Annotated in this window: 23 protein-coding genes and 1 tRNA gene; 18 read left to right on the top strand and 6 right to left on the bottom strand. The window is 43.2% G+C overall.

What is annotated here, in order from left to right:
- Positions 1 to 169: 169 nt before the first annotated feature.
- From PAE54_RS02745 to PAE54_RS02710, 8 genes are all read left to right on the top strand, one after another.
- Positions 170 to 246, top strand: a tRNA-Met gene (locus PAE54_RS02745).
- Positions 247 to 408: 162 nt separating this feature from the next.
- Positions 409 to 627: a transposase gene (locus PAE54_RS02740; RefSeq protein ID WP_442784372.1), complete on the top strand. Its 219-nt coding sequence runs from the start codon at positions 409 to 411 to the stop codon at positions 625 to 627.
- Positions 628 to 827: 200 nt separating this feature from the next.
- Positions 828 to 1,037 carry a cold-shock protein gene (locus tag PAE54_RS02735; protein ID WP_273776892.1) on the top strand — a complete coding sequence of 70 codons (210 nt, stop codon included), beginning with the start codon at positions 828 to 830 and terminating at the stop codon, positions 1,035 to 1,037.
- 271 nt (positions 1,038 to 1,308) lie between these two features.
- Entirely contained in the window at positions 1,309 to 2,157 is an 849-nt protein-coding gene (locus PAE54_RS02730) for a hypothetical protein (protein ID WP_273776890.1), read from the top strand.
- 220 nt (positions 2,158 to 2,377) lie between these two features.
- Positions 2,378 to 2,638 carry a hypothetical protein gene (locus tag PAE54_RS02725; protein ID WP_273776889.1) on the top strand — a complete coding sequence of 87 codons (261 nt, stop codon included), beginning with the start codon at positions 2,378 to 2,380 and terminating at the stop codon, positions 2,636 to 2,638.
- 145 nt (positions 2,639 to 2,783) lie between these two features.
- Positions 2,784 to 3,020, top strand: coding sequence for a hypothetical protein (locus PAE54_RS02720; RefSeq protein ID WP_326518329.1), 237 nt, complete (start codon positions 2,784 to 2,786; stop codon positions 3,018 to 3,020).
- Between the two features lie 388 nt (positions 3,021 to 3,408).
- Positions 3,409 to 4,728 carry an NCS2 family permease gene (locus PAE54_RS02715; RefSeq protein WP_273776885.1) on the top strand — a complete coding sequence of 440 codons (1,320 nt, stop codon included), beginning with the start codon at positions 3,409 to 3,411 and terminating at the stop codon, positions 4,726 to 4,728.
- A gap of 58 nt (positions 4,729 to 4,786) precedes the next feature.
- Positions 4,787 to 5,785 (top strand): adenosine deaminase, encoded by a 999-nt coding sequence (locus tag PAE54_RS02710; protein ID WP_326518328.1) that lies wholly within the window; start codon positions 4,787 to 4,789, stop codon positions 5,783 to 5,785.
- 38 nt (positions 5,786 to 5,823) lie between these two features.
- Here the strand turns inward: PAE54_RS02710 and PAE54_RS02705 are convergent, their stop codons facing one another.
- Entirely contained in the window at positions 5,824 to 6,381 is a 558-nt protein-coding gene (locus tag PAE54_RS02705) for a cytochrome b (RefSeq protein WP_326518338.1), read from the bottom strand.
- Between the two features lie 231 nt (positions 6,382 to 6,612).
- Here PAE54_RS02705 and PAE54_RS02700 point away from each other — a divergent pair, with 231 nt between their 5' ends.
- Together PAE54_RS02700 and rnhB are read left to right on the top strand one after the other, a co-directional pair.
- Entirely contained in the window at positions 6,613 to 7,005 is a 393-nt protein-coding gene (locus tag PAE54_RS02700) for a hypothetical protein (RefSeq protein ID WP_326518327.1), read from the top strand.
- A gap of 67 nt (positions 7,006 to 7,072) precedes the next feature.
- Complete coding sequence (gene rnhB / locus PAE54_RS02695) at positions 7,073 to 7,639, top strand: ribonuclease HII (protein ID WP_326518326.1); 567 nt, start codon at positions 7,073 to 7,075, stop codon at positions 7,637 to 7,639.
- Positions 7,640 to 7,702: 63 nt separating this feature from the next.
- Here rnhB and csrA read toward each other — a convergent pair whose 3' ends face one another.
- The 3 genes from csrA to alaS form a co-directional block, all read right to left on the bottom strand.
- On the bottom strand, positions 7,703 to 7,960 hold the full coding sequence (csrA, locus tag PAE54_RS02690) for a carbon storage regulator CsrA (protein WP_273776877.1): 258 nt from the start codon (positions 7,958 to 7,960) through the stop codon (positions 7,703 to 7,705).
- Between the two features lie 235 nt (positions 7,961 to 8,195).
- On the bottom strand, positions 8,196 to 9,476 hold the full coding sequence (locus PAE54_RS02685; protein WP_326518325.1) for an aspartate kinase: 1,281 nt from the start codon (positions 9,474 to 9,476) through the stop codon (positions 8,196 to 8,198).
- 66 nt (positions 9,477 to 9,542) lie between these two features.
- Positions 9,543 to 12,194 (bottom strand): alanine--tRNA ligase, encoded by a 2,652-nt coding sequence (gene alaS, locus PAE54_RS02680; RefSeq protein WP_326518324.1) that lies wholly within the window; start codon positions 12,192 to 12,194, stop codon positions 9,543 to 9,545.
- 254 nt (positions 12,195 to 12,448) lie between these two features.
- On the opposite strand from alaS, the gene PAE54_RS02675 reads away from it, so the two are divergent.
- The 6 genes from PAE54_RS02675 (at position 12,449) to PAE54_RS02650 (ending at position 18,210) form a co-directional block, all read left to right on the top strand.
- The gene (locus PAE54_RS02675; protein ID WP_273776873.1) at positions 12,449 to 13,471 is read left to right on the top strand and encodes a type I glyceraldehyde-3-phosphate dehydrogenase; all 1,023 of its coding nucleotides are present in this window, start codon (positions 12,449 to 12,451) and stop codon (positions 13,469 to 13,471) included.
- A 56-nt stretch (positions 13,472 to 13,527) separates the two neighbouring features.
- Positions 13,528 to 13,890 carry a hypothetical protein gene (locus tag PAE54_RS02670; protein WP_273776872.1) on the top strand — a complete coding sequence of 121 codons (363 nt, stop codon included), beginning with the start codon at positions 13,528 to 13,530 and terminating at the stop codon, positions 13,888 to 13,890.
- Between the two features lie 267 nt (positions 13,891 to 14,157).
- The gene (locus PAE54_RS02665; protein WP_326518323.1) at positions 14,158 to 15,324 is read left to right on the top strand and encodes an ATP phosphoribosyltransferase regulatory subunit; all 1,167 of its coding nucleotides are present in this window, start codon (positions 14,158 to 14,160) and stop codon (positions 15,322 to 15,324) included.
- Positions 15,325 to 15,393: 69 nt separating this feature from the next.
- The gene (locus PAE54_RS02660) at positions 15,394 to 16,713 is read left to right on the top strand and encodes an adenylosuccinate synthase (RefSeq protein WP_326518322.1); all 1,320 of its coding nucleotides are present in this window, start codon (positions 15,394 to 15,396) and stop codon (positions 16,711 to 16,713) included.
- 158 nt (positions 16,714 to 16,871) lie between these two features.
- Positions 16,872 to 17,177 (top strand): hypothetical protein, encoded by a 306-nt coding sequence (locus tag PAE54_RS02655; RefSeq protein WP_273776867.1) that lies wholly within the window; start codon positions 16,872 to 16,874, stop codon positions 17,175 to 17,177.
- A gap of 253 nt (positions 17,178 to 17,430) precedes the next feature.
- Positions 17,431 to 18,210 (top strand): M48 family metallopeptidase, encoded by a 780-nt coding sequence (locus PAE54_RS02650; protein WP_326518337.1) that lies wholly within the window; start codon positions 17,431 to 17,433, stop codon positions 18,208 to 18,210.
- A 48-nt stretch (positions 18,211 to 18,258) separates the two neighbouring features.
- Here the strand turns inward: PAE54_RS02650 and PAE54_RS02645 are convergent, their stop codons facing one another.
- Together PAE54_RS02645 and crp are read right to left on the bottom strand one after the other, a co-directional pair.
- Positions 18,259 to 19,308: an NADP(H)-dependent aldo-keto reductase gene (locus tag PAE54_RS02645; RefSeq protein WP_326518321.1), complete on the bottom strand. Its 1,050-nt coding sequence runs from the start codon at positions 19,306 to 19,308 to the stop codon at positions 18,259 to 18,261.
- Between the two features lie 186 nt (positions 19,309 to 19,494).
- A complete protein-coding gene (gene crp, locus PAE54_RS02640) occupies positions 19,495 to 20,205 on the bottom strand; it encodes a cAMP-activated global transcriptional regulator CRP (RefSeq protein ID WP_273776865.1) in 711 nt (236 codons plus the stop codon).
- Between the two features lie 151 nt (positions 20,206 to 20,356).
- Here crp and PAE54_RS02635 point away from each other — a divergent pair, with 151 nt between their 5' ends.
- The gene (locus PAE54_RS02635; RefSeq protein WP_326518320.1) at positions 20,357 to 20,779 is read left to right on the top strand and encodes an OsmC family protein; all 423 of its coding nucleotides are present in this window, start codon (positions 20,357 to 20,359) and stop codon (positions 20,777 to 20,779) included.
- Between the two features lie 240 nt (positions 20,780 to 21,019).
- Positions 21,020 to 23,599, top strand: coding sequence for an ATP-dependent chaperone ClpB (gene clpB, locus PAE54_RS02630; protein ID WP_326518319.1), 2,580 nt, complete (start codon positions 21,020 to 21,022; stop codon positions 23,597 to 23,599).
- The last annotated feature ends 84 nt before the right edge of the window (positions 23,600 to 23,683 follow it).

Raw genomic sequence — 23,683 nt, 5'->3', positions numbered from 1 at the left:
ACCACTTACCCAAGTTACGCCTTAAATTTGGCTCAATTAGGGGCGCTTTGCCTTTCAAATCTTTGTGCAACAAAGCCGTTAAACGTAGAAATAAAAAATATATTTTTAAAATAAATTTGAAAACGATTTGCTTTACCTCCGTAAAGGGCGTATAACGCTATCTCACCATTGCGGGGTGGAGCAGTCTGGTAGCTCGTCGGGCTCATAACCCGAAGGTCGTTGGTTCAAATCCAACCCCCGCATCCAAATTCCTGCTTACTGTGATTCCTCAATATTTCTTCATGATCTATGTATTTCATGAAAACAATACGCTTGATAATAATCCTAAGCTCAGTAAAAATATTATTTAAATTTATTGATTTTAATACCTTTGTTAAGTCACATAAGCTCATTGATTGAGTCTATATATTGAAAATTTTAAATGAATGGCATCTTGCTACGGCTCGTAATGGCAATCAAATTAATGTGAAAATCATACCCTTAAAAAGACAACAAAATTCTATGACCGGAACCTTATGGGTTGAGGTCGGAAAATTAATTGAACTTGAATCCGGTGAAACCATTCATTTTAATCTAGATGGTAAGAGCTTTTATGCTGAATTTAATCAGCTCTACCGGGTTAATTGAAAAATTTATATTGCTTATACAGAAGAAACCTGTATAGTGAATTCTAACTAAAAAAATAATACGCTTGTTATCGCCAATCTTTTCATTTCGTAGTTTTTTCAATCCTTCGTTTTATCAGATTCTTCGTTGCAAAAAGTATTGTTTTAGGTTCATGGTTGGAACAATCCAACGAAAAATTTTTTAAAAATAGGATAAATACTATGTCAAATACAGTAACCGGTACCGTTAAATGGTTTAATGAAACTAAAGGTTTTGGTTTTATTCAAGCTGACTCAGGCGAAGACGTTTTTGCACACTATAGCGAAATCGCCAGCAATGGTTTCAAAGTTCTTTATGAAGGTCAACGTGTCCAATTTGCCATTGTAAATGGTAAAAAAGGTGCGCAAGCTAGCGCAATTTCAGTACTTTAATCTGATATCAGCCAAGCGGCTCTAAACGTTTAAAATACGTTTGATAAAAAAACCCTCTTACAAGAGGGTTTTTTGTCGCTTGAGAATTGTGAATCTTTTGCAGCTTCTTGGCTGATCTTATGCATGCAATAGTAAAAGTGTAATCATCCATACATAGCATAATCCTGTGTTTTTATACAGAAATGAGATTAAATTTCAAATAAAATAAAAGGCTTAATACTCATGAGAATAGATTATAAAATGTGATTTTATTTGATAATATTATGTATTTTTGTTAAATTCATCACAAAATATTTTCAGCTATCAACAAGATAAGATTGAGGCTGGAAGCCATTCTCTCTTTTGCAATAAAGCTTGGGTAACAATGAATAAATCCACCAACCTTTTTTTGATCACTAGCTTATTTGGTATTGCCATTTTGGTCGGGGTAGGCGTGTATCTTTACCAGGTACGGCAAAGTTTTCAGGAATTTGAAAGCCACTTTCAGCATAGTGTGAGTTTATTCAAGAAGCAGGCAGTAAATCCCAGCACCATTATTGATTTGCAGATCAAAGAGGTGGAGTTAAGCGGCGATTATGAGCGTATCGAACACCTTATGACAAAATACTTTAAGCGTAGTCTCAGCTTTGAAAACCGTTATCGTGAGAAAAAGAACCAATTAAAGTTAAATGAATTGTTTACCGTGGCTTATCTCCAGCAAGATCCAACTTTGATACAAGCCGAAGTTACTTTGAATCAAGTTGATTTGCTATTTGTGGAAATGTATCGCGAAAAATCTGAAATGTTTGATCAGTTATTAATTGATGCGAACCAGATTGAATTATCCACGCATAACAAGACGAATCATTTTCATCAGAACTTTGATCAATTTTTTACCCAATATGTAAAAACTCAAGAACAGATTCTGAATCTGGAAAAGAAAAATCTTGCGGTAAGACGAGAGATGCTGCGTTTATTGAAAGAAAATGCTTGGACTATTGAAAATGGCCAACTGCAATTTGAAGATCCAGCAAAGTTAAGCCAATTCCAAGCAATGCAAAAAGGAATTCAACAGACCCACGCTCAAAAAATTACCATGCAGGAAAGAGCCTTAGCACTATTTTTGACGCTTTATTCATAATTATTTGAGTTGCTCAGCTGAATACATTCAACCATTTTGAAATTGCCTCCTTGGAGGCTTTTTTATTGCATTTTTCCAACTTGAATTAACCTAAAGTTAAAAACTCATAACAAAATAATCACACTGGTATAGTGATGTATAGGTATGGTTGCCGCTATTAAAATCAATATGTTGAATTGCATATAGAATTTTAAGTCATTTAAAATAATTGAAATTCATCATGAAAAAATTTAGTTTACCAAAAGATAAAATAATGTATTTAGATCTTTGCTATGGAAAGGGAGGAAAGACAATGAGAACAAAAATCTTATTGATCTTTTTTGTAGCCACATTGGTTTTAGTGGCTCATGTCGCTTGGCAAGAAGCACAGCATCGACAGCAACAAGAATTTATTCGTATGCTTGCAGAAGCTGAGCAGGTTCATGAAAATGAAAAGCTGCATAGAAATATTATACCGGCAGGTTTTAAACAGCAGCATTAGCACCTCGGCCTCAATAAAAAATGAATCCCCTTATTTTTTAATAAAATTTTGCAAATAAGGCTGGATCTATTTAGACAGAATAACAATACGCGAGTAAAACAATGCTATAACCATTGCAAAGAAGCGCTTTACTACGAGCTCAAATATGAACGATAGAAATAAACATATAAAAAAAATCCTATTACTTGCAGCTGTCGGTGGTGTATTGTTGATTGGGCATGCAACTTATTCAAAAATACAACGTGACAAACGACAAAGAATGATGCAGGTGATCCAAGAAGCGAAACAGTCTTTAAAGCGAGTGCAGACGAATCCTCATCATTTGCAAAAGCTAAATTCTGATTTAAACAAGCCGATTCTTGTGCAGGATAAACCCTTATAAAATTTACTTTATGTTATAAAAAATTACCTATTAATTTCAATTAAATATTTTTAATTTATTTAAAACAATTTCTTATTTTTAATTTTTAGTAAAAATCACCTTTTAAATTTTATGATTGCTCATGTTATACTATTGGCCTATTCATTCAGTTGACATTTGGCTGCCTGCAACACAACTGAACCTATAAGAAAAAAGCTGCATTATGGAATGCGGCTTTTTTGTTTATGAAGCTAAGGGCTTTGAGTGTAAATAGGATCATGCATGAGTCTAACGAGAATGATGAAATTCTCATCAATATGTCTAGCACACTGATGAGATGACCGCATCCAAATGAATGACATTTGGAAGATAATCCACAGCTCAAATTGCATAGACAGGGGCTATACAGATGACGACACCGAATCCTTCGGCCAGTGTTTTCGAACGTTTATTCAAGTTAAGTGAGAATAAAACCACTTTTAGAACCGAAGTTCTGGCCGGTGTAACGACATTCTTAACCATGTGTTACATCATTATTGTTAATCCAATTATCCTGTCAGAAACAGGGATGGATTATGGCGCTGTCTTTGTAGCGACTTGTCTTGCTGCGGCAATAGGCTGTTTTGTAATGGGGCTGGTGGCCAACTATCCGATCGCCCTTGCACCGGGTATGGGATTGAATGCTTATTTTACCTACTCTGTCTGTCTGGGAATGGGTATTCCTTGGCAAACAGCACTTGCAGCTGTGTTTATGTCGGGTTTGGTCTTTATTGCGATTAGTCTATTCAAAATTCGTGAAGCAATCGTCAATGCCATTCCAATGTCGCTGAAACTGGCGATTGGGGGGGGGATTGGGCTGTTTTTAGCCTTGGTTGCCCTCAGAAATGCAGGAATTATCGTAGATAACTCAGCAACCTTGGTTGGCTTGGGGCATATGCAGCAACCGACCGTATTGCTTTCTCTGCTCGGTTTTTTACTGATTATTATTCTGCATTATTACCGTATTCGTGGCGCCATTATTATCAGCATTCTGGTTATTACAGCTCTGGCTACGTTCCTGGGATTGAATGAGTTTAAAGGTGTGGTCGGACAGATTCCTTCCATCGCGCCCACCTTTCTGCAAATGAATTTTGAAGGACTCTTTACCGCCAGTCTGGTTGGCGTGATTTTTGTCTTCTTTCTGGTTGATCTGTTTGACTCAACCGGAACTTTGGTTGGGGTAGCACATCGTGCGGGATTGCTGCAAGATGGTAAATTGCCACGTTTGAAGAAAGCACTGTTTGCAGATTCAACGGCCATTGTCGCTGGTGCAGCTTTAGGAACTTCATCGACCACGCCTTATATTGAATCGGCTTCCGGTGTTGCCGCAGGTGGCCGTACCGGCTTAACAGCCGTTGTGGTCGCTCTGTTGTTCTTAACTTGTTTGTTTCTGGCACCACTTGCTCAATCTGTACCAAGTTTTGCGACAGCACCTGCTCTGCTTTTTGTCGGGGTACTCATGATTCAGGGTATCACTCATATTGATTGGGAAGATATTACTGAAGCAGTGCCAGCTTTTTTGACCATCGTGTTTATGCCATTTACCTATTCAATTGCCGACGGTATTGCAATGGGCTTTATTAGCTACGCCTTAGTGAAACTTTTCACTGGTCAGGCTAAACAGGTACCTTACATGGTATGGATTATTGCGCTATTGTGGACGGTTAAATTTGCTGTGTTTGGTGGTTAATTCCAAACAGAAATAAGAGGGTGCGAGTCGCCCTTCATGAAGATAAAGAGGATGCATCATGGACCATCATGCTTTAATCCGTGCCTTACCGAAGGCTGAACTGCATGTGCATATTGAGGGGACATTTGAACCTGAATTGATGTTTGCAATTGCACAACGTAATCAGATTGCGATTCCGTATAAGACGGTAGAGGAAGTGAAGCAGGCCTACAATTTTCATAATCTGCAATCTTTTCTCGATATTTATTATGCGGGGGCAAATGTCCTGATCCATGAACAGGATTTTTATGACTTGGCCTGGGCATATTTTGAAAAATGTCATGCAGATCATGTGGTTCATACGGAAATTTTCTTTGATCCACAGACACACACCGCGCGTGGTGTCGCATTCAGTACGGTATTGAGCGGACTGAAAAGAGCCTGTCAGGATGCCCAGCAAAAATTTGGTATCAGTAGTTTTCTGATCATGTGTTTCTTGCGGCATCTGAGCGAAGAAGAGGCGCTGCAAACATTAGAGCAGGCTTTGCCTTATCAGCAGGAGATTATTGCAGTTGGGCTGGATTCTAGTGAAGTCGGCCATCCGCCTTCTAAGTTTGAACGGGTTTTTACCAAGGCACGTGAAGCCGGATTTCTCACTGTTGCCCATGCCGGAGAAGAAGGGCCAGCGGATTACGTTTGGCAGGCACTTGATCTGCTTAAAGTGCAGCGGGTTGACCATGGCGTACGTTCAGAAGAAGATTCTGCTCTCATGCAACGCCTGATTGCTGAAAAGATGCCTTTAACGGTGTGTCCATTAAGCAACTTGAAACTCTGCGTGGTCAAAGACCTGCATGAGCATAATTTGCGCCGTATGCTTCAGCAAGGGGTATGTGTCACCATTAACTCGGATGATCCTGCTTATTTTGGGGGATATATGAATGACAATTTTATTGCTACTGCTGATGCTTTGGAGTTGAGTAACGCCGAGTTGAAACAGCTTGCGATTAATTCATTTAATGCTTCATTCTTGAGCGAGGCTGAAAAACAGCATTGGATTGCTCAGATTAGTCAGCTGTAAAGTTAAAAACCGCATCTCAGGATGCGGTTTTTTATCCTTTACTTAGCTTGATGTGTCATGCTGCGTAAGACGTTATCTTTATCAATAAAATGGTGTTTCAGAGCAGCAAGAACATGGCCAACAATTATCACAGCCGCAAACCAGGATAGATAGATATGTAAAGGCTTGATGATGGCTAACAGTTCCGGGTTCTTCTCGACCAAGCGTGGCAGTTCAAATAAATAAAGCACAGGCACAGGTTTTCCCACACTCCAGCTAAACAGACAGCCAGTGACAGGAATCGCAATCAGCATAAAATAAAGCCCCAGATGTCCTAAATGGGCGAACAGTTTCATTGTTGGAGACATTGTAGCGGGAAGTTTGGGAGCAGGGTGTGTATAACGCCAAAAGAGACGGATTACCAATAGGAACATAATCATCGTGGCAATATTTTTATGTAAGGTAATGACATCGCCTTTAAAGTGTCCATCAACGTCATAACTTAAGAAATTTCCACTGTAAAAACCAATGAGCCAAGCCACAATAAAAATCAGTGCCATAATCCAGTGCAAGAATTGTGCGGTGCGAGTGTAATAAGATGAATGTTGCGATGACATAGGTTTCTTGAGTGATGATGAATGTGTGGGAATAATAGAAGGCTGCAGTGAGGGAAAAAACGCAGTACCTATGACGATGCGTTGCGCAATTGGAACGCTCATCTGTTATCTAATGTCTCTAAGGGAAATTACAGATGATTTTCACAAATCATGCAATTTAGTTATTTCATCTGTAGAAGGCTTTAGGCAAAATACTGCCGAAGCATTTTTATCATGAATTAGGAATTCGCTTTGAAAAAATTAGTATTATTATTCGCCCCTTTAACATTTATATTGAGCGCATGTGTTGCACCGATGTCAGGTACAACTACGGGGACAACGACGACTACAAACTCTACCGCGCAGCAATTGGGAATTACGGCCATTAAAATTGCAGCAAATGCCAAATGTAATACGGAGCTGAATAAACTGCCTGCATGGCAAACCGCAACACGTTTGATGACTGCTCAGCAGAAACAGAGTGTACAAACCAATATTTGTGGCTGTGTGAGCGAAAAAGCACCGACGAGTGTGACTGCCGTAGACTTGGCTGCAGCTGCAATTGATCCGGCTGCTCGTACCATTATTGTGAATAATGCCGTGAACCGCACAATTAATGCATGTATCAATGAAGCATTGCAATAATTCTGGAATTGAATCGAACAGGCTGACGGTGTTCAGCCTGTTTTTTATGGGGAGATAGGAACCTAACATGCGAATAGCGGGTGTCGATGAAGCAGGGCGAGGACCCTTGGTGGGTGCCGTTGTCGCTGCTGCGGTGATTTTGGATCCGAACAATCCCATTGAGGGATTGAACGATTCAAAAAAACTCACTGAAAAAAAACGTGAGAAATTATTTGTTGAAATTCAGCAAAAAGCCATCGCCTGGAGTATTGCGGAAGCTTCAGCACAAGAAATTGACGAGTTGAATATCTTGCAAGCTTCATTACTTGCGATGCGCCGTGCTGTGGAAGGATTGGCCGTGCAACCTGAAAAGGTACTGGTGGATGGTAATAAAGAGCCACAGGGGCTCATGATGGCTTGTGAGGCGATTATCGGTGGAGATGCACTGCATGCGGAAATCTCCGCAGCCAGTATTTTGGCCAAAGTCACCCGTGATCGTCAGATGCTGGTGCTGGATCAGCAGTATCCGCATTATGGATTCGCCAAGCATAAAGGATATCCGACCAAAGCCCATTTTGCTGCGATTGCTGAGCATGGGGTGGTGGATCAGCATCGTCGAAGTTTTGGCCCGGTCAAAAAAGTGTTAGGCCTTTAACTGAGTATTTTTCTGCACATAAATTTAAAGCGGCCGGTTGGCCGCTTTAGAAGAAATTAAACCTTAACGGTTATAATCCTTGGGAGCAAATTGGTCTTCTTCATAAAAAGAAGGTTGGTAATCTTGATCTATATGTTGCAGGTGTTCATGCATAGCGCGCTCATGCTGAATACGTTGATAGATCTCTTCACGATGCACGGACACTTCTTTCGGAGCATTAACACCAATACGAACCTGGTTTCCTTTGACACCAAGTACAGTCACGCTGACTTGATCCCCAATCATTAATGTTTCTCCGACGCGTCGAGTCAGAATCAGCATGTTTATCTCCTTGCTAAAACGCTAAACCTGCGATAGTTCTTGCATAAATAAAAAAATGACAAGCAGGGTCATCAGAGAAAATTTGAACAGAATGCCAAAAATTGCTGATATAACAATCCTGTTGAAATTTTCCTACAGCCTCAGCCTAAATATAACAGAGCCGCGATAGAAAAGACTATAGCGGCTCTATATTTTTTATCACGCTTTAGTTGAATATTAATTCAAAAATCTACAGTTAAGCGCGTGCACTGCTTTCGCCGTGTTCACGGTCTAAGCCAAAAGCAGTATGTAATGTACGTACTGCAAGTTCGAGGTAATTTTCTTCAATAATCACTGAAATTTTAATTTCAGAAGTCGAGATCATGAGGATGTTGATACCTTCATCAGCCAAAGCTGTAAACATTTTGCTTGCTACGCCCGCGTGAGAACGCATACCGACGCCTACAATCGATACCTTCACGATATCGTCACGGGTAGCTACTTCACGTGCACCAATGTTTTTCGCGGTTGCTTCAAGGATGGCAGTTGCTTTGGCAAGTTCACCACGGTTCACTGTGAATGTGAAGTCAGTTGTACCATCTTCTTCAACATTTTGGATAATCATATCCACTTCGATGTTGGCAGCACCAATTGGCGACAAGATTTTGGAAGCAATACCTGGTTCATCAGGCACGCCCAGGATGGTTAATTTAGCTTCATCACGGTTAAACGCGATACCCGAAATAATTGGTTGTTCCATGTTGTCTTCCGCTTCTGTGGTGATTAGTGTACCGACGTTCTTTTTGAACTCTTCGTCGAATGCGCCATCATCGTCATTATCAAAGCTTGATAATACGCGTAAAGGCACTTGGTATTTACCCGCAAATTCAACTGAACGAATTTGTAGGACTTTAGAACCAAGAGATGCCATTTCCAGCATTTCTTCAAAAGAAATGCGATCAACTTTTTTCGCTTTTGGTGCAACGCGTGGGTCGGTGGTGTAGACACCATCCACGTCTGTATAAATCTGGCACTCATCAGCCTTTAATGCGGCAGCAAGTGCAACACCTGAGGTGTCTGAACCACCACGACCCAAGGTAGTCGTGTTGCCATCAGCATCGAAGCCTTGGAAACCTGCAACGACAATCACACGACCTGCATCCAGATTTTCAGTCAAGGCATCTGTATCGATCGATTCAATACGAGCTTTAGTGAAGGCGCTGTCTGTTTGAATGCCAACTTGGCGACCAGTCAAAGATTTAGCTGCTACGCCAATAGAATTGAGCGCCATAGCTAACATGGAAATCGTTACCTGTTCACCCGTTGAAACCATTTGGTCCAACTCACGTGGATCAGGACTGTCGGTAATGGCTTTCGCGAGAGCTAACAAGCGGTTTGTTTCACCACTCATTGCAGATACAACCACTACAACCTTGTGGCCGTGATCATGCCAGCGCTTCACACGACGAGCAACATTTAAAATGCGCTCGGGGGTACCCATAGAAGTACCGCCATATTTTTGAACGATTAATGCCATAGTTGTTCCATATAAGCCATGACCCTGAAGTTGCTTTTCAGGGTCAGTTACACAAAAAGTGAAGTTTTATTGTTGTTCCAGCCAAGCCGGTACAGCAGCCATGACTGCTGCAAACTTCTCGTTAAGTGGCGCGCCACCTTGTGCCAAGTCAGGTTTACCACCGCCTTTACCGCCAAGTTCGCCGGCAAGGTGTTTGATGATGTCGCCTGCTTTTACAGTCGCATTGTATTGTTTTGCAACAGAAGCGATGAGGCTGACTTTGTCTGCATCAACGCCAGCAAGAACAATCACTGCCTCTTCGAGTTTGGATTTTACGCTGTCGTGTAAGTTGCGTAATGCTTTTGCATCCATTCCGTGTACGGTCGTAATTAGAGTCGCACGTCCAGCAATGTTCTGAACCTGATTCAGCAATTCTGTCGCTTGGAAATTGGCCAGTTTCTGGTTTAATTGCTCGAGCTGTTTTTGCAGTGAAGCTGCATTTTCAACAGTCGCCTGTACGCGCTCAAAAGTTTGGTCTTTCTGTGCCTTAAGCAACGCATCGATATTGCGAATGGTTCGATCGGCTTTTTGTACAGTTTCGAGCGCCTTGCTACCAGTCACCGCTTCAATGCGGCGTACACCTGCGGCGATCCCGCCTTCAGATATGATCTTGAACAGACCAATGTCACCCGTGCGTTTTACATGGATGCCGCCACACAATTCAATCGAGAAGTTTTTCTCTTCAATGATTGAACCCATAGAAAGTACGCGGACTTCTTCACCATATTTTTCACCAAACAGCATCATCGCGCCTTTGGCTTTGGCAGATTCAATATCGAGCAATTCGGTAGAAACAACGGTATTGGCAATCACTTCACGGTTCACCAACTGTTCAACTTGTTGCAGTTGTTCAAAAGTCACTGCCTGGTCATTGGCAAAGTCAAAACGCAAGATGTCAGAGGCAACCAATGAGCCTTTTTGTTGTACGTGTTCGCCCAAAACTTGACGAAGCGCGGCGTGTAACAAGTGGGTTGCAGAGTGATTACGTGCAGTGGCTTCGCGGATGTCGGCTTTGACGATGGCCTCAACAGTTTGAGCTGCTTTTAAGCTGCCCATGGTCACGATACCTTGATGTACAAATGCGCCACCAGATTTTTTCGTGTCTTGCACTTCAAAAATACCGGTATCGTTTTTGAAGATCCCTGTATCGCCAATCTGACCGCCACTTTCTGCATAGAATGGGGTTTGGTTCAGTACGATCAGCGCTTCATCACCCTCAGTCACTTCATCAACTTGCTCGCCATCTTTGTAAATGGCAACGATTTGACCTTGACCTTGGGTTGCGTCATAGCCATCAAATTGGGTTTCGCCTTCTACTTTGACAATGCTGTTATAGTCGACGTTGAATTTGCCAGCATCACGCGCACGTTGGCGCTGTGCAGCCATCTCAACTTCAAAACCGGCTTCGTCAATGGTTAAGTCACGTTCACGAGCAATATCAGCGGTTAAGTCTGTCGGGAAGCCGTAAGTATCATACAGTTTGAATACGGTTTCGCCCGGGATGACGGTACCTTGAAGATTGGCCAATTCGCCTTCAAGCAGTTTCAAGCCTTGCTCAAGGGTTTTGGCAAACTGTTCTTCTTCACGCAATAAAGTGGCTTCAATACGTTCTTTGTTGGCTGCGAGTTCAGGATAAGCTTCACCCATCACTTCAATCAGCGGTTGCAACATTTTATGGAAGAAGCTACCGGTTGCTCCGAGTTTGTTACCGTGGCGCACTGCACGACGAATAATACGGCGTAACACGTAACCACGACCTTCATTCGACGGGTTTACGCCATCTGCAATCAAGAAGCAGCAAGAACGCGTGTGGTCCGCCAATACGCGTAAAGATGGTTGACCTTGGTCTTCAATGCCAATGATGTTGGCAGCAGCTTTCAATAAATGCTGGAACAGGTCGATTTCGTAGTTGGAATTGACGTGCTGCATGACTGCAGAAATACGTTCCAAGCCCATGCCTGTATCGACAGATGGCGCTGGAAGAGGGTGTAATACACCATCCGCAGTACGGTTAAACTGCATGAATACGTTGTTCCAGATCTCGATGAAACGGTCGCCATCTTCTTCTGGTGTGCCAGGTAAACCGCCCCAGATATGATCACCGTGATCATAGAAAATTTCTGAACATGGACCGCAAGGACCGGTATCACCCATAGCCCAGAAGTTGTCTGATGCGTACTGGCCACCTTTATTGTCACCAATGCGGATAATGCGGCTGGCATCTAGGCCAATTTCTTTGTTCCAGATGTCATACGCTTCGTCGTCAGTATGATAAACCGTGGCATACAAACGATCTTTTGGTAGTGCCAGCCATTCATCGCTGGTCAAGAATTCCCAGGCAAATTTGATCGCATCACGTTTGAAGTAATCACCAAACGAGAAGTTGCCCAGCATTTCAAAGAAAGTATGGTGACGTGCGGTATAACCGACGTTGTCTAAATCGTTATGTTTACCACCGGCACGGACACATTTTTGTGAACTGGTTGCACGCACATAATCGCGTTTTTCCAGACCCAAGAAACAGTCTTTAAACTGGTTCATCCCGGCATTGGTAAATAGCAGGGTTGGGTCGTTGGCCGGAACTAGAGAACTCGATGCGACACGTGTATGCCCTTGCGATTCAAAATAGCGCAAAAATGCTTCACGAATTTCAGCGGATGTCATAAAACGAGTACTCACAACCAAGTCACTCCATAAATTCCAAAAAGGGGCTAAAAGCACTCTTGCGATGATGATTTGATCATGAGGGATCGAAAGAGGCTGGCTAATAATTTTAAAAACGCCAAATTATAACGGAAAATCCGAACGCGACCAATGATTTTAGTGGGAATATCAGACAAATCTGTGTTTATTCGAAATAGCTGTGTCCATTCACTCGCAGCTTGTTTTAACATAGGACAGTAAAACGATTTTTTCGATAGAAAGGACAACTGATGCAACGAGTGGCCATAAACGGTTTTGGGCGAATCGGACGTAATGTTTTGCGCGCCTGGTTTGAAAATCCCAAGGACTTTCAATTTGAGATTGTGGCCATAAATGATATTGCGGATGTAGAAACACTAGTTCATCTGTTTAAGTATGACTCGACGCACGGCCGTTTTGCCGGAACGGTTCAGGTGATGGTGGAACATGAACAGATCTATTTACAGATTCATTCCGGTTCTGCCAGTTTAAAGGTTCAGGTGCTCTGTCAGGCACAACCGCAGCTGTTGCCATGGCAACAGTTAGACATTGATGTGGTGTTGGAGTGTACCGGGTTGTTCCGATCGCGTGCCGCGGCAACCCAGCATATTCAGGCGGGTGCCAGACGTGTGATTATTGGTGCGGCACCCTTTGATACAGTCGATGCTGCGATTGTTTATGGTGTTAATCATCACGAAGTCAAAGCCACTGACCAGATTATTTCCAGTGTGTCGTGTACCACTCAGGCGTTGGTGCCATTGGTTAAAATTATTGATGATGCCTTTGGTATAGATACCGCACTAATGACGGAAATTCATGCAGTAACGGCCGATCAGTCGGTACTGGATCAGGCCCATCGTGATTTACGTCGTGCACGCGCTGCAGGACAAAATATTATTCCAACAACGTCTTCGGCCTTGGGCGCATTAAAACGTGTAATGCCAAAAATGGCGGAACGTATAGATGGTTATTCCATTCGTGTGCCGACCATTAATGTGGCGGCAATTGATTTAACTTTTATTTCACAAACCCCCGTTACCGTACATCATATTAATGAAATTTTAATCAAGGCTGCACAATCAGATTATGCGTCGATTATGTCGGTCACCGATGAACCTTTAGTGTCGAGTGACTTTAATCACTCGCCTTATTCATTAATTGTGGATTTAACCCAAACTATGGTGGTGGGACATCAGGCCAAGGTCTTTGCCTGGTATGATAACGAATGGGGTTATGCAAATCGTTTGCTCGATTTGTGTGAGTCTTTTCAATAATATAAAGTCGAGGGTGGTTGGGATGATCACCCCATAATTTTACATTGGGGAGTAACATGATGTTGCTAATGTGGGGATTTATCCTGTTATTGGCTATCGCAGTCATTTTTTTAATTGCGCTTCATTTTAAGAATGAAGCCAAAATGGCTGATGAGACCGAGCAACAGCATTTAGAAGAAAAAATAGCACTGCTTGAAGGGAATCTGAAAAAGACGCTCGAAATCATGCAGGAACTCGTCAAGAGTGTGCATCATGAACGGGAAACACTGAGTCAGGCTGTGCAGAAGGTCAACCATTTGGAGACTCAACAGACCGAACTTATGGCTTTGTTGGCCAAGTATGTGGGTCATGCGGAAGACTTAAAGAAAACTCAGCCTCAGCAGGCGGGAGTTTCTGTACAGGGAGCACCAGAAAGCTGAGAAATCTTGATCTTTTGTTCAAAAAAGAAGATTTTCTACTAAGGCTAGAGCCTTATAGTAGAGAAAAAAACATCACAAGATCTTTTAAAAATTGCGAGATTAGTGAACTTTCTTTACATTTAATGCACAACAAAAGTTTGCGGCATGATTTCTTAAAATTGTCAGGTGCATGCTGCAAACTATCGTGCTAAAATACGAGAAATCGGGTGTGTTCCCGATTTTTTTATGCGGATAGATTCCGCGCTGACAAGAATTTAGGTTTGCAACATGCCCATTTCAGAGACATGGTTATTACCTGACGGTGTAGCTGACGTATTACCAGAACAAGCACAGGTGATTGAATCGCTTCGTTGCCGTGCACTCGACTATCTTGCAGTTCGCGGATATGAATTGGTTTATACGCCTTTTATTGAATATATTGAGTCACTTTCTTCTCTTTCTGAATCTAACCAAGATTTAGACCTTGCGACCTTTAAAATCATCGATCAAATTTCTGGCCGTTTGCTGGGTGTCCGTGCGGATATGACCCCTCAAGTGGCACGTATCGATGCGCATGTCCGTCCGATTGATGGCGTGGCACGTTACTGTTATGCCGGCACTATCTTACATACAAAACCACAAGGCTTTTCTGCATCACGTGCGCCGTTGCAATTGGGTGCAGAGTTGTATGGTCACCAAAGTATTGCTGCAGATGTAGAAATGATCGATGTAATGCTCGGTATTGTGACCCTGGCGGATCATCAACAGGGACTGCATCTGGATTTGGCGCATGTCGGGTTGTTCCGCAGTTTGGTGAAACTGGCCGGTTTAAGCAAAGTTCAAGAGCGTCATTTGTCTGATTTGTATCAGCGTAAGGCATTGCCAGAATTGGCTGAGTACAGCGCAAGTCTAAATTTAGGTCAGGATTTTTATAATCTGGGCCGCTATTCAAGTGATTTAACAGCCTTAAAAGCTAACTTAACTTCAACGGTATTGGCAGATAGTGCCTTCCAAAGTGCCTTGAATGATTTAATTTCAACCAAGCAGCAAATTGAAAGCCGTTGGTCGAATATTCATGTCGGTGTAGATGTCGTTGAATTGCGTAGTTATCATTACCATACCGGTTTGATGTTCGCAGTATATGCACCAAACCGTGCAGCGCCACTGGCACAAGGCGGACGTTACGATGGTATTGGTGAACATTTCGGTCGTAGCCGCCCAGCAACCGGTTTTAGCTGTGACTTATACGCGCTTACTGATGGTCAGTTTGAGCAGCTAGAAGTCGTTGTGGCACCAAATGGTCATCAAACAGATTTGCTTCAGGCGATTGCTGGGGCGCGTCAGCAAGGTCTGCGTGTCATTCAGTTGCTTGGCGAGGATGATTTAAGCTCGGTACCGTATGCGACCCATCAAATGGTGCAGGTTGCAGGTGAGTGGACAGTCGAAAAGATTTAATCGCGTGGTTGTGCAAAGTCTTGCACAGTCAGGTTTTCAATTTTAACAGCATGATGTAATGAGGCTATTATGGGCAAAAATGTTGTGGTACTCGGTACCCAATGGGGCGACGAAGGTAAAGGAAAAATCGTCGACCTGCTCACAGATCAAGCGGCTGCGGTAGTTCGTTATCAAGGTGGACACAACGCAGGTCACACTCTTGTGGTTGGTGGTAAGAAAACTGTATTACACCTCATTCCATCAGGCATTTTGCGTGAAAACGTACTGTGCTTAATCGGTAACGGTGTGGTGCTTTCACCAGAAGCGCTCATCAAAGAAATGACCATTCTTGAAGAGCAGGGCGTACCGGTTAAAGAGCGTTTGCGTATTTCTCCGAACTGTCCTTTGATTCTTCCAAACCATATTGCACTGGATCAGGCACGTGAGAAAAAGCGTGGCAATGCAAAAATTGGTACTACAGGTCGTGGTATTGGCCCTGCTTATGAAGACAAAGTGGCACGTCGTGCAGTTCGTGTGGCGGACTTGGTACGTGGCGGCGAAGCATTAAAAGCTCAGTTGGCTGAATTGCTCGACTACCATAACTTCCAGTTGACTCAATACTACGGGGTTGAAGCAGTAAAACTGGAAGATGTATTGGCACTCTGCGACCAATGGCGTGAAGTCGTTGCTCCACTCGTGGTTGATGTCACCACTGAATTACATAATTACCGTAAAAACGGTGACAATATTATGTTTGAAGGTGCACAAGGTTCATTGCTCGATGTGGATCACGGTACTTATCCGTATGTCACTTCTTCGAATACCACTGCTGGTGGCGTAAGTTCTGGTTCTGGTTTGGGTCCATTACACCTTGACTATGTATTAGGTATTACCAAAGCTTACACAACTCGTGTAGGTGCGGGTCCATTCCCAACAGAATTGCATTACGATGCAGCGACGGATACGGGCGATGCAATTGGTCGTCATTTGGGTACGGTAGGTCACGAGTTCGGCGCATCGACTGGCCGTCAGCGTCGTTGTGGCTGGTTTGATGCAGAAATCTTACGCCGTTCCGTAGATGTGAACTCGCTTTCAGGTATCTGCTTGACCAAACTGGACGTATTGGATGGTTTGGAAGAAGTGAAAATCTGTATCGGTTATGAAAACACCGATTCAGGTTGTGTAGGTTCGTCTGATGCTTTAGCGTATGAAAACTTAAAACCAATTTACGAAACCATGCCAGGTTGGTCTGAGTCGACGGTAGGTGCTACAAGCGTTGAACAGCTTCCACAAAATGCAATTAACTATATCAAGCGTATTGAGCAGTTAATCGAGTGTCCAATCGACATCATCTCGACCGGTCCGGACCGTGCAGAAACGATTGTACTTCGTCATCCATTTGACGCTTAATCCGCGAATGATGTGACAGAAAAGCCCCATATATGCTGGGGCTTTTCTATATCTTGATATTTATTTGATAAAAATGACAACGACTAAAGTCGAGCATCCAAAAAGGAGAGATGGCTTTAGGCTAGAGATGATTTTAACGCTGTATTTCAGGGAAGTAGATGCAAAGTAACGTTTCCAAAACCATGTTTTATTCACTGTTGTTTGCAATTGGTGGTGCACCGACCATTGCCATGTGGATTATACGAAGTCAGACTGCAGACGTCGGACGTTATTTTGATGTATTGGTGGGGCTGTCTTTTGTCTTGGCTGCGATTATTGCGCCGATTATCTTGTTGCAAAATATCTATCTGCTATGGAAACGTAAAAAGGTCAATCTAGAAGACAAGATCGAACCACTATGCCATTTCTATTTTGTGATTGACCTCGCTTGTTTGGCTTCTTGGGTATTCTTTAGCTTTTCGTAAATCACTCTAATATTTTAAGTAAAAGTAGATCGATTACATCATTGCAAAGTGAAGCTTTAAAGTACTGAGAGTTTATTGAGTACAGTGCATTGATATTGTGAATATTTTATGGATAAGTGATTACACAAATCCAAAGATTATGGCGAGCTCAAGCACTTAAAACGCTTTTGTGCTTTGTCTATAATACGCTAAAGTTCACTTTTCAATAAATATACTGCTTTTAGCAAATACAGTAGAGTCGAAGCCTATGCAAATGCAAAACAAATTGCTTCTTAGTCTATGTGCAGCAGGTATCATCACCTTGTCGGGCTGTACAACCATGGCCGATATGGCGGGTGCAGATAGTGCTACGCTCAATGCGACATCGACGCAAAGCTATAATAAGATGGTTCAAGAAGCACAGAGCAAAAACCAATTGGATACCAGCTCTGCAACTTACCGTCGTGTTTATTCAGTCTTTAACCGTTTAAGACCATATGCTGATCAACAAAACCAAACCGGTACAGCATTTGCATGGCAACTAGCTGTGTTGAAGTCGAGTGATGTCAATGCCTATGTCGCACCGGGCGGCAAAGTGGTGTTTTACACTGGTATTGTGGAAAAGCTAAACCTGACAGATGCCGAGATTGCAGCTGTCATGGGGCATGAAATGGTGCATGCCTTGGAAGAACATGCGAAAAGCAAAATCGGTGCACAGGCATTGACCAATCTCGCGATTGGAATTGGCAAAAGCTATGCAGGGAACAGTATTGGTCAATTGGGTTCAGCAGCGATTGATCTAGGGGCACAGGTAGGCGTAGGCTTACCCTATTCGCGTAGTTTGGAAACACGTGCCGATCAGGGCGGTTTGATGCTCATGGCGCGTGCGGGCTATAATCCGCAAGCTGCGATCACGCTCTGGGAAAAGATGAATAAACTGGAAGGAGCAGGCGGTGCCTCATTCTTGTCGACACACCCATCAAATGTACAACGCATAGAATTAATGCGTCAGAATTTGCCGGCAGCACAAGCAATTTATAACAACCGTCGCTAAGCATAGCCGGATGTAAAAAGGATGCCTTTGAGCATCCTTTTTCTGTTCTTAGGGAGCCGGATTGGGCTGCTGTATGTGAATAGCCTCAATCCCCTGTAAGACTTCTGGATTCAATTCGATTTCAAAGGCAGCGATGTTTTCTTTTAACTGATCCAGGCTGGTTGCACCAATGATCGTCGATGTTACGAAGAACTGTTGCTTGATAAAGGCTAAGGCCAGTTGGGTTAATGTTAATCCATGCTTTTCTGCTAATTGTGCATATTGTTCGGTAGCCCATTCACTTTGTGGGTTGCTGTAACGGCTGAAGCGTGAAAATAATGTTACCCGTGCATTGGCCGGTCGTGCACCATGACGGAATTTACCGGTTAAATAACCAAAAGCGAGGGGAGAATAAGCGAGTAAACCGACCCCTTCATAATGGGCAATCTCTGACATTCCGACTTCATAAGTACGGTTGAGCAGGTTATAAGGATTTTGTACACTGACAAATTTGCTTAAACCGAGTTTTTCGGCTAATTGTAAAAATTTCAGTGTTCCCCACGGTGTTTCATTAGACAGGCCAATGTAGCGTATACGGCCTTTTTTAATTTCCTGATGTAGGGCGGTGAGCGTTTCCTCTAAAGGTGTAACCTCTAGGTTGCTCGTGGCATGATGGTTTGTATAACCCAGTTGACCAAAGAAGTTAGTTGGGCGTTGCGGCCAGTGTAACTGATAGAGATCAATATAATCCGTGCGCAAACGTTGCAGTGAGCCGGTAATTGCACTGTCAATTTCGGTAGCGGTAAAGCGGGTGTGTCCATCACGGATATGGCTGCCACCTTGTGATGGGCCGGCAATTTTAGAGGCGATAAACAGCTGGTCACGTCCGCCATTTTGTGCAATCCAGTTGCCCAGAATTTCTTCGGTACGGCCTTGTGTTTCCGGTTTTGGTGGAACTGGATACATTTCTGCCGTGTCCCAGAAATACAGACCCTGATCGAGCGCATAACGAAGCTGTGCAAAGGCTTCTGCTTGCGTGTTTTGCTCACCAAAAGTCATGGTACCTAAACAGATTTCAGGTAGCTGGATGCCGGTATGGGCAAGTGGATTATATTTCATTCTGATCCCTTATTTTGTTGTTGCTCTAGGATAAAGTATTCACGGCGTATTGATAAATCATCAATATCGCAAAGCTTGTACAAAATTGTCAAAGTTACGGGGTGTTTTGGTTCATCGTGCTTGGGTTGGGTTTAGCCATAAAAAAAGCAAATCCGGAGATTTGCTTTTTTTTGAGTTTTGAAGATCTTATTCTTCAAACTCATATTCTTCTTCCGCTACGGCTTCATTTTCTTCAAGCGAACTATCGAAGATCAAAATGGCTTTACCATCCGTCTGAATCATACCCTGCTCTTCGAGGGTCTTCAGAACGCGGCCCACCATTTCACGTGAACAGCCAACAATACGGCCAATTTCTTGGCGGGTAATGCGAATCTGACGGCCATTTGGCAGAATCATCGCTTCTGGTTGTGAGGACAGCTCAATCAGGCAGCGTGCGATACGTCCAGAAACATCGATAAAGGCCAAGTCAGTGACTTTACGTGTCGTATTTTTTAAACGACGCACCAGCTGTGCAAACACCGCATAGCTCAAATCCGGATATTGTTTGCTGAGCTCATGGAAGTTGTCATAGCTGACTTCGGCAATCTCACACACATCACGTGTACGCACTTCAGCAGTACGTTGTGGATTGGCCTCAAATAATCCCATTTCCCCAAAAAAATCCCCAGGATTCAAATATGCCACTACGATTTCGCGGTCATCATCTTCCCGCAAAATGATGGAAACAGAACCTTTTAAAATTAGATATAAAGATTTTGACTCTGTTCCTGCATCAACAATAGTGGTACGTTTTGGATAGCGGTTAATATACGCGCGTTTTAATAATGCCTTGACTGATTCTGGTAATTGGCCGGGAGACAAAGCATCGGTACTAAGTTGTGAAAAGTTTGCAGTCATGCTTAAAAATTCCGAGTTGGATAAAAGTTAGATCGCACAAGACCTAAAGTGAACTTGACACACCGAAGAAGAGGTGAAATTCCTTATCAACTCATTTTATGTTAGTGTACAGGTACGCCCGTAAATTTATAGCTTTTTTTAGGTAGTTGCAATGCAAACAAGTGTTCATTGGCTAGAGAATGTTGCTTTTGAAGCAAAATCAGAAAGTGGTCATAGTGTGATCATGGATGGCTCTCCGGAGTATGGTGGTGAAAACCGTGGACCACGTCCTATGGAGTTGATCCTAATGGGACTTGGTGGGTGTGCTTCGTTTGATATTGTGACAATTTTAAAGAAATCTCGCCAAGATGTGACGAATGTGGTATGTCAGTTAAGTGCTGAGCGTGCGGATAGTATCCCAGCGGTGTTTACCAAGATTCATCTGCATTTCGTAGTGACTGGTAAAGGCGTGAAAGAGAAACAGGTAGCTAAAGCCGTTGAGCTTTCTGCTGAGAAATACTGTTCAGCAAGCAAAATGCTCTCTGATGGCGGTGTTGAAATTACCCATGATTTCGAAATTATCGAAGCTGAATAAATCAGCGCTGCGCTTGCAAAGAAGCTGATCTTGAGGATTGGCTTTTTTTATGGCGTGAAAATCTTAATTAATCGCGCTTGCTGGGCTTGAAAATTTTAAAGATAACCTACATATTATAACTAAAGAATACCTGAATTTTTATTCTAAGATTTTGAAAAATATTTAAAAATTTATTTGAAAAATAACAATACATTCCCATGTATTACACAAGTACAGAATCTCTTATGAGGAATAATAACAATGCGATTTGAAAAGTTCACAAACCGCCTGCAACAAGCTTTATCAGATGCTCAGTCACTCGCTGTAGGGAAAGATCACACTGTGATTGAAGGAATTCACATACTCAGCACGCTTCTTGAAGAGCCTTCAAACGTGAGTTTATTGCAGCAGGCGGGTGCCAACTTGCGTGAACTACAACAGAAACTTGAGCAGGCTTTAAACGATGCTGCGACATTGGCGAACCCAACCGGTGATGTCAATCTCAATCCTGAAGCGGTCAAAATCCTGAATCTTGCAGATCGTTATGCACAAAAAGCAGGAGATGAGTTTCTTTCGACTGATTGGGTGATTTTGGCGCTTGCTGAAACCGGAAAAACCCAAACTATTTTGAGCAGTGTCGGTGTTACACCGCAGAGTCTGCGTCAAGTTATTGAAAAAATCCGAGGCGATGAAAAAGTTATGAGCAATACCCATGAAGAACAACGCGACTCACTGAATAAATACACGATTGATTTAACCGAGCGTGCGTTGTCGGGCAAGCTCGATCCAGTGATCGGTCGTGATGATGAAATTCGTCGAACCATTCAGGTCTTGTCACGCCGTACCAAAAACAATCCGGTATTGATTGGTGAACCGGGCGTGGGTAAAACCGCGATTGTCGAAGGTCTAGCACAGCGCATCGTGGATGGAGAAGTACCTGAGAGTCTGAAGAACAAGCGTGTCTTGTCACTGGATTTGGGTTCTTTGCTTGCAGGTGCCAAATATCGTGGTGAGTTTGAAGAACGTCTGAAAGCTGTTCTAAAAGACTTGGCCAAGCATGAAGGTGAAATCATCCTGTTTATTGATGAGTTACATACTTTGGTGGGTGCAGGTAAGGCTGATGGTGCCATGGATGCCGGCAACATGCTGAAACCGGCTCTGGCACGTGGTGAGTTGCGTTGTGTCGGTGCAACCACACTCGATGAATATCGTCAGTATATTGAAAAAGATGCTGCGCTTGAGCGACGTTTCCAGAAAGTACTGGTGGATGAACCAAGTGTTGAAGACACCATTGCCATTTTGCGTGGTTTGAAAGAGCGCTATGAGGTGCATCACGGGGTGAAAATTCTGGACTCTGCCATCATTGCTGCTGCGAAAATGTCACATCGTTATATCACAGACCGTCAGTTGCCTGACAAGGCGATTGACCTGATTGATGAAGCCGCTTCTCGGATCAAGATGGAGTTAGATTCTAAGCCTGAAGCTTTGGATAAACTGGATCGTCGATTGATCCAGCTCAAGATGCAGCTTGCAGCAGTACAAAAAGATGAAGATGTCGGCAGCAAGGCAGAAGTTGCTCACCTCGAGAAACAGATCGTTGAAGTTCAGAAAGAATACAATGACTTGGAAGAGGTGTGGAAAGCTGAAAAAACGCTGGTAGAAGGTGATAAGCAGATTCAGGCTCAGTTGGATCAGGCTCGCGTGGCTTTGCAAAAAGCCCAGCGTGAGAATGATCTGGCGGAAATGGCACGATTGCAATATGGCGTGATTCCTGAGCTGGAAAAGCAGCTTGAGCTGGATGAAAATGCCGAAGAAGTGGAAGAATTCAAGCTATTGCGCCACAAAGTGACAGACAATGAAATTGCTGAAGTCGTCAGTGCTGCAACCGGTATTCCTGTGGCAAAAATGCTGCAAGGTGAACGCGAGAAGCTGTTGCATATGGAAGAGTTCTTGCACAACCGTGTGGTTGGTCAGGATGAAGCTGTGGTCGCGGTTGCGAATGCGGTACGCCGTTCACGTGCAGGCTTGTCGGATCCAAACCGTCCGAGCGGCTCATTCCTGTTCCTCGGCCCGACAGGTGTGGGTAAAACCGAGTTGACCAAAGCTTTGGCGAACTTCCTGTTTGACAGTGATGATGCCATGATCCGTATCGACATGAGTGAATTCATGGAGAAACATAGTGTCAGCCGTTTGGTCGGTGCTCCTCCAGGTTATGTGGGTTATGAAGAAGGCGGTGTCTTGACCGAAGCCGTCCGCCGCAAACCTTACAGTGTCGTGTTATTTGATGAAGTTGAGAAAGCCCATCCTGATGTGTTCAATATCTTGCTTCAAGTGCTGGATGATGGCCGACTTACTGATTCGCAAGGTCGTGTTGTGGATTTTAAAAACACGGTGATTGTCATGACTTCGAATCTAGGTTCACATGATGTACGTGAACTTGGTGATGGTGCGACTGAAGATGAAGTACGTACCGTGGTGATGAGTGCGGTGAGTCAGCATTTCCGTCCAGAATTTATCAACCGTATTGATGAGTTGGTGATCTTCCATTCGCTGAAAAAAGTGCAAATTCGTGGTATTGCCGATATTCAGTTGGGCCGTTTGCGTGCGCGTCTCAGTGAGCGTGATCTGAAACTTGAAGTGGATGATAGTGCATTTGATCTGTTGATTGATGCAGGTTTCGATCCTGTCTATGGTGCACGTCCATTGAAACGTGCCATCCAGCAACAGCTTGAAAACACGCTAGCGCAAAAAATCCTGGCTGGAGAGTTTGTGGCTGGAGATACCATCGTGGTGAAATCCGACGCGCATGGCTTGGTCTTTGACAAATTAAAAGTGCACTAAACTGCAGCAATAAAAAACCTGGCTCCTGCCAGGTTTTTTATTGTGGCTTTTAAAAATCGATCATTTAGTTAGGAAGACCATTTA

Source organism: Acinetobacter minutum (assembly GCF_035916735.1).
Taxonomy (GTDB): Bacteria; Pseudomonadota; Gammaproteobacteria; order Pseudomonadales; family Moraxellaceae; genus Acinetobacter.
Note: the sequence above shows the minus strand (reverse complement) of the source record. Positions and strands in the feature narration are given on the sequence as shown.

Excerpts from the sequence above, each read along its gene's own strand:
- PAE54_RS02705 (WP_326518338.1), bottom strand. The coding sequence starts at position 6,381 with ATGTCATCGCAACATTCATCTTATTACACTCGCACCGCACAATTCTTG.
- PAE54_RS02670 (WP_273776872.1), top strand. The coding sequence starts at position 13,528 with ATGATGTTGCTAATGTGGGGATTTATCCTGTTATTGGCTATCGCAGTC.
- PAE54_RS02665 (WP_326518323.1), top strand. The coding sequence starts at position 14,158 with ATGCCCATTTCAGAGACATGGTTATTACCTGACGGTGTAGCTGACGTA.
- PAE54_RS02645 (WP_326518321.1), bottom strand. The coding sequence starts at position 19,308 with ATGAAATATAATCCACTTGCCCATACCGGCATCCAGCTACCTGAAATC.
- PAE54_RS02650 (WP_326518337.1), top strand. The coding sequence starts at position 17,431 with ATGCAAAACAAATTGCTTCTTAGTCTATGTGCAGCAGGTATCATCACC.
- csrA (WP_273776877.1), bottom strand. The coding sequence starts at position 7,960 with ATGCTGATTCTGACTCGACGCGTCGGAGAAACATTAATGATTGGGGAT.
- PAE54_RS02675 (WP_273776873.1), top strand. The coding sequence starts at position 12,449 with ATGCAACGAGTGGCCATAAACGGTTTTGGGCGAATCGGACGTAATGTT.
- PAE54_RS02685 (WP_326518325.1), bottom strand. The coding sequence starts at position 9,476 with ATGGCATTAATCGTTCAAAAATATGGCGGTACTTCTATGGGTACCCCC.
- PAE54_RS02725 (WP_273776889.1), top strand. The coding sequence starts at position 2,378 with ATGAAAAAATTTAGTTTACCAAAAGATAAAATAATGTATTTAGATCTT.
- PAE54_RS02635 (WP_326518320.1), top strand. The coding sequence starts at position 20,357 with ATGCAAACAAGTGTTCATTGGCTAGAGAATGTTGCTTTTGAAGCAAAA.
- PAE54_RS02710 (WP_326518328.1), top strand. The coding sequence starts at position 4,787 with ATGGACCATCATGCTTTAATCCGTGCCTTACCGAAGGCTGAACTGCAT.
- PAE54_RS02735 (WP_273776892.1), top strand. The coding sequence starts at position 828 with ATGTCAAATACAGTAACCGGTACCGTTAAATGGTTTAATGAAACTAAA.
- PAE54_RS02720 (WP_326518329.1), top strand. The coding sequence starts at position 2,784 with ATGAACGATAGAAATAAACATATAAAAAAAATCCTATTACTTGCAGCT.
- PAE54_RS02655 (WP_273776867.1), top strand. The coding sequence starts at position 16,872 with ATGCAAAGTAACGTTTCCAAAACCATGTTTTATTCACTGTTGTTTGCA.
- rnhB (WP_326518326.1), top strand. The coding sequence starts at position 7,073 with ATGCGAATAGCGGGTGTCGATGAAGCAGGGCGAGGACCCTTGGTGGGT.
- PAE54_RS02660 (WP_326518322.1), top strand. The coding sequence starts at position 15,394 with ATGGGCAAAAATGTTGTGGTACTCGGTACCCAATGGGGCGACGAAGGT.
- PAE54_RS02715 (WP_273776885.1), top strand. The coding sequence starts at position 3,409 with ATGACGACACCGAATCCTTCGGCCAGTGTTTTCGAACGTTTATTCAAG.
- crp (WP_273776865.1), bottom strand. The coding sequence starts at position 20,205 with ATGACTGCAAACTTTTCACAACTTAGTACCGATGCTTTGTCTCCCGGC.
- clpB (WP_326518319.1), top strand. The coding sequence starts at position 21,020 with ATGCGATTTGAAAAGTTCACAAACCGCCTGCAACAAGCTTTATCAGAT.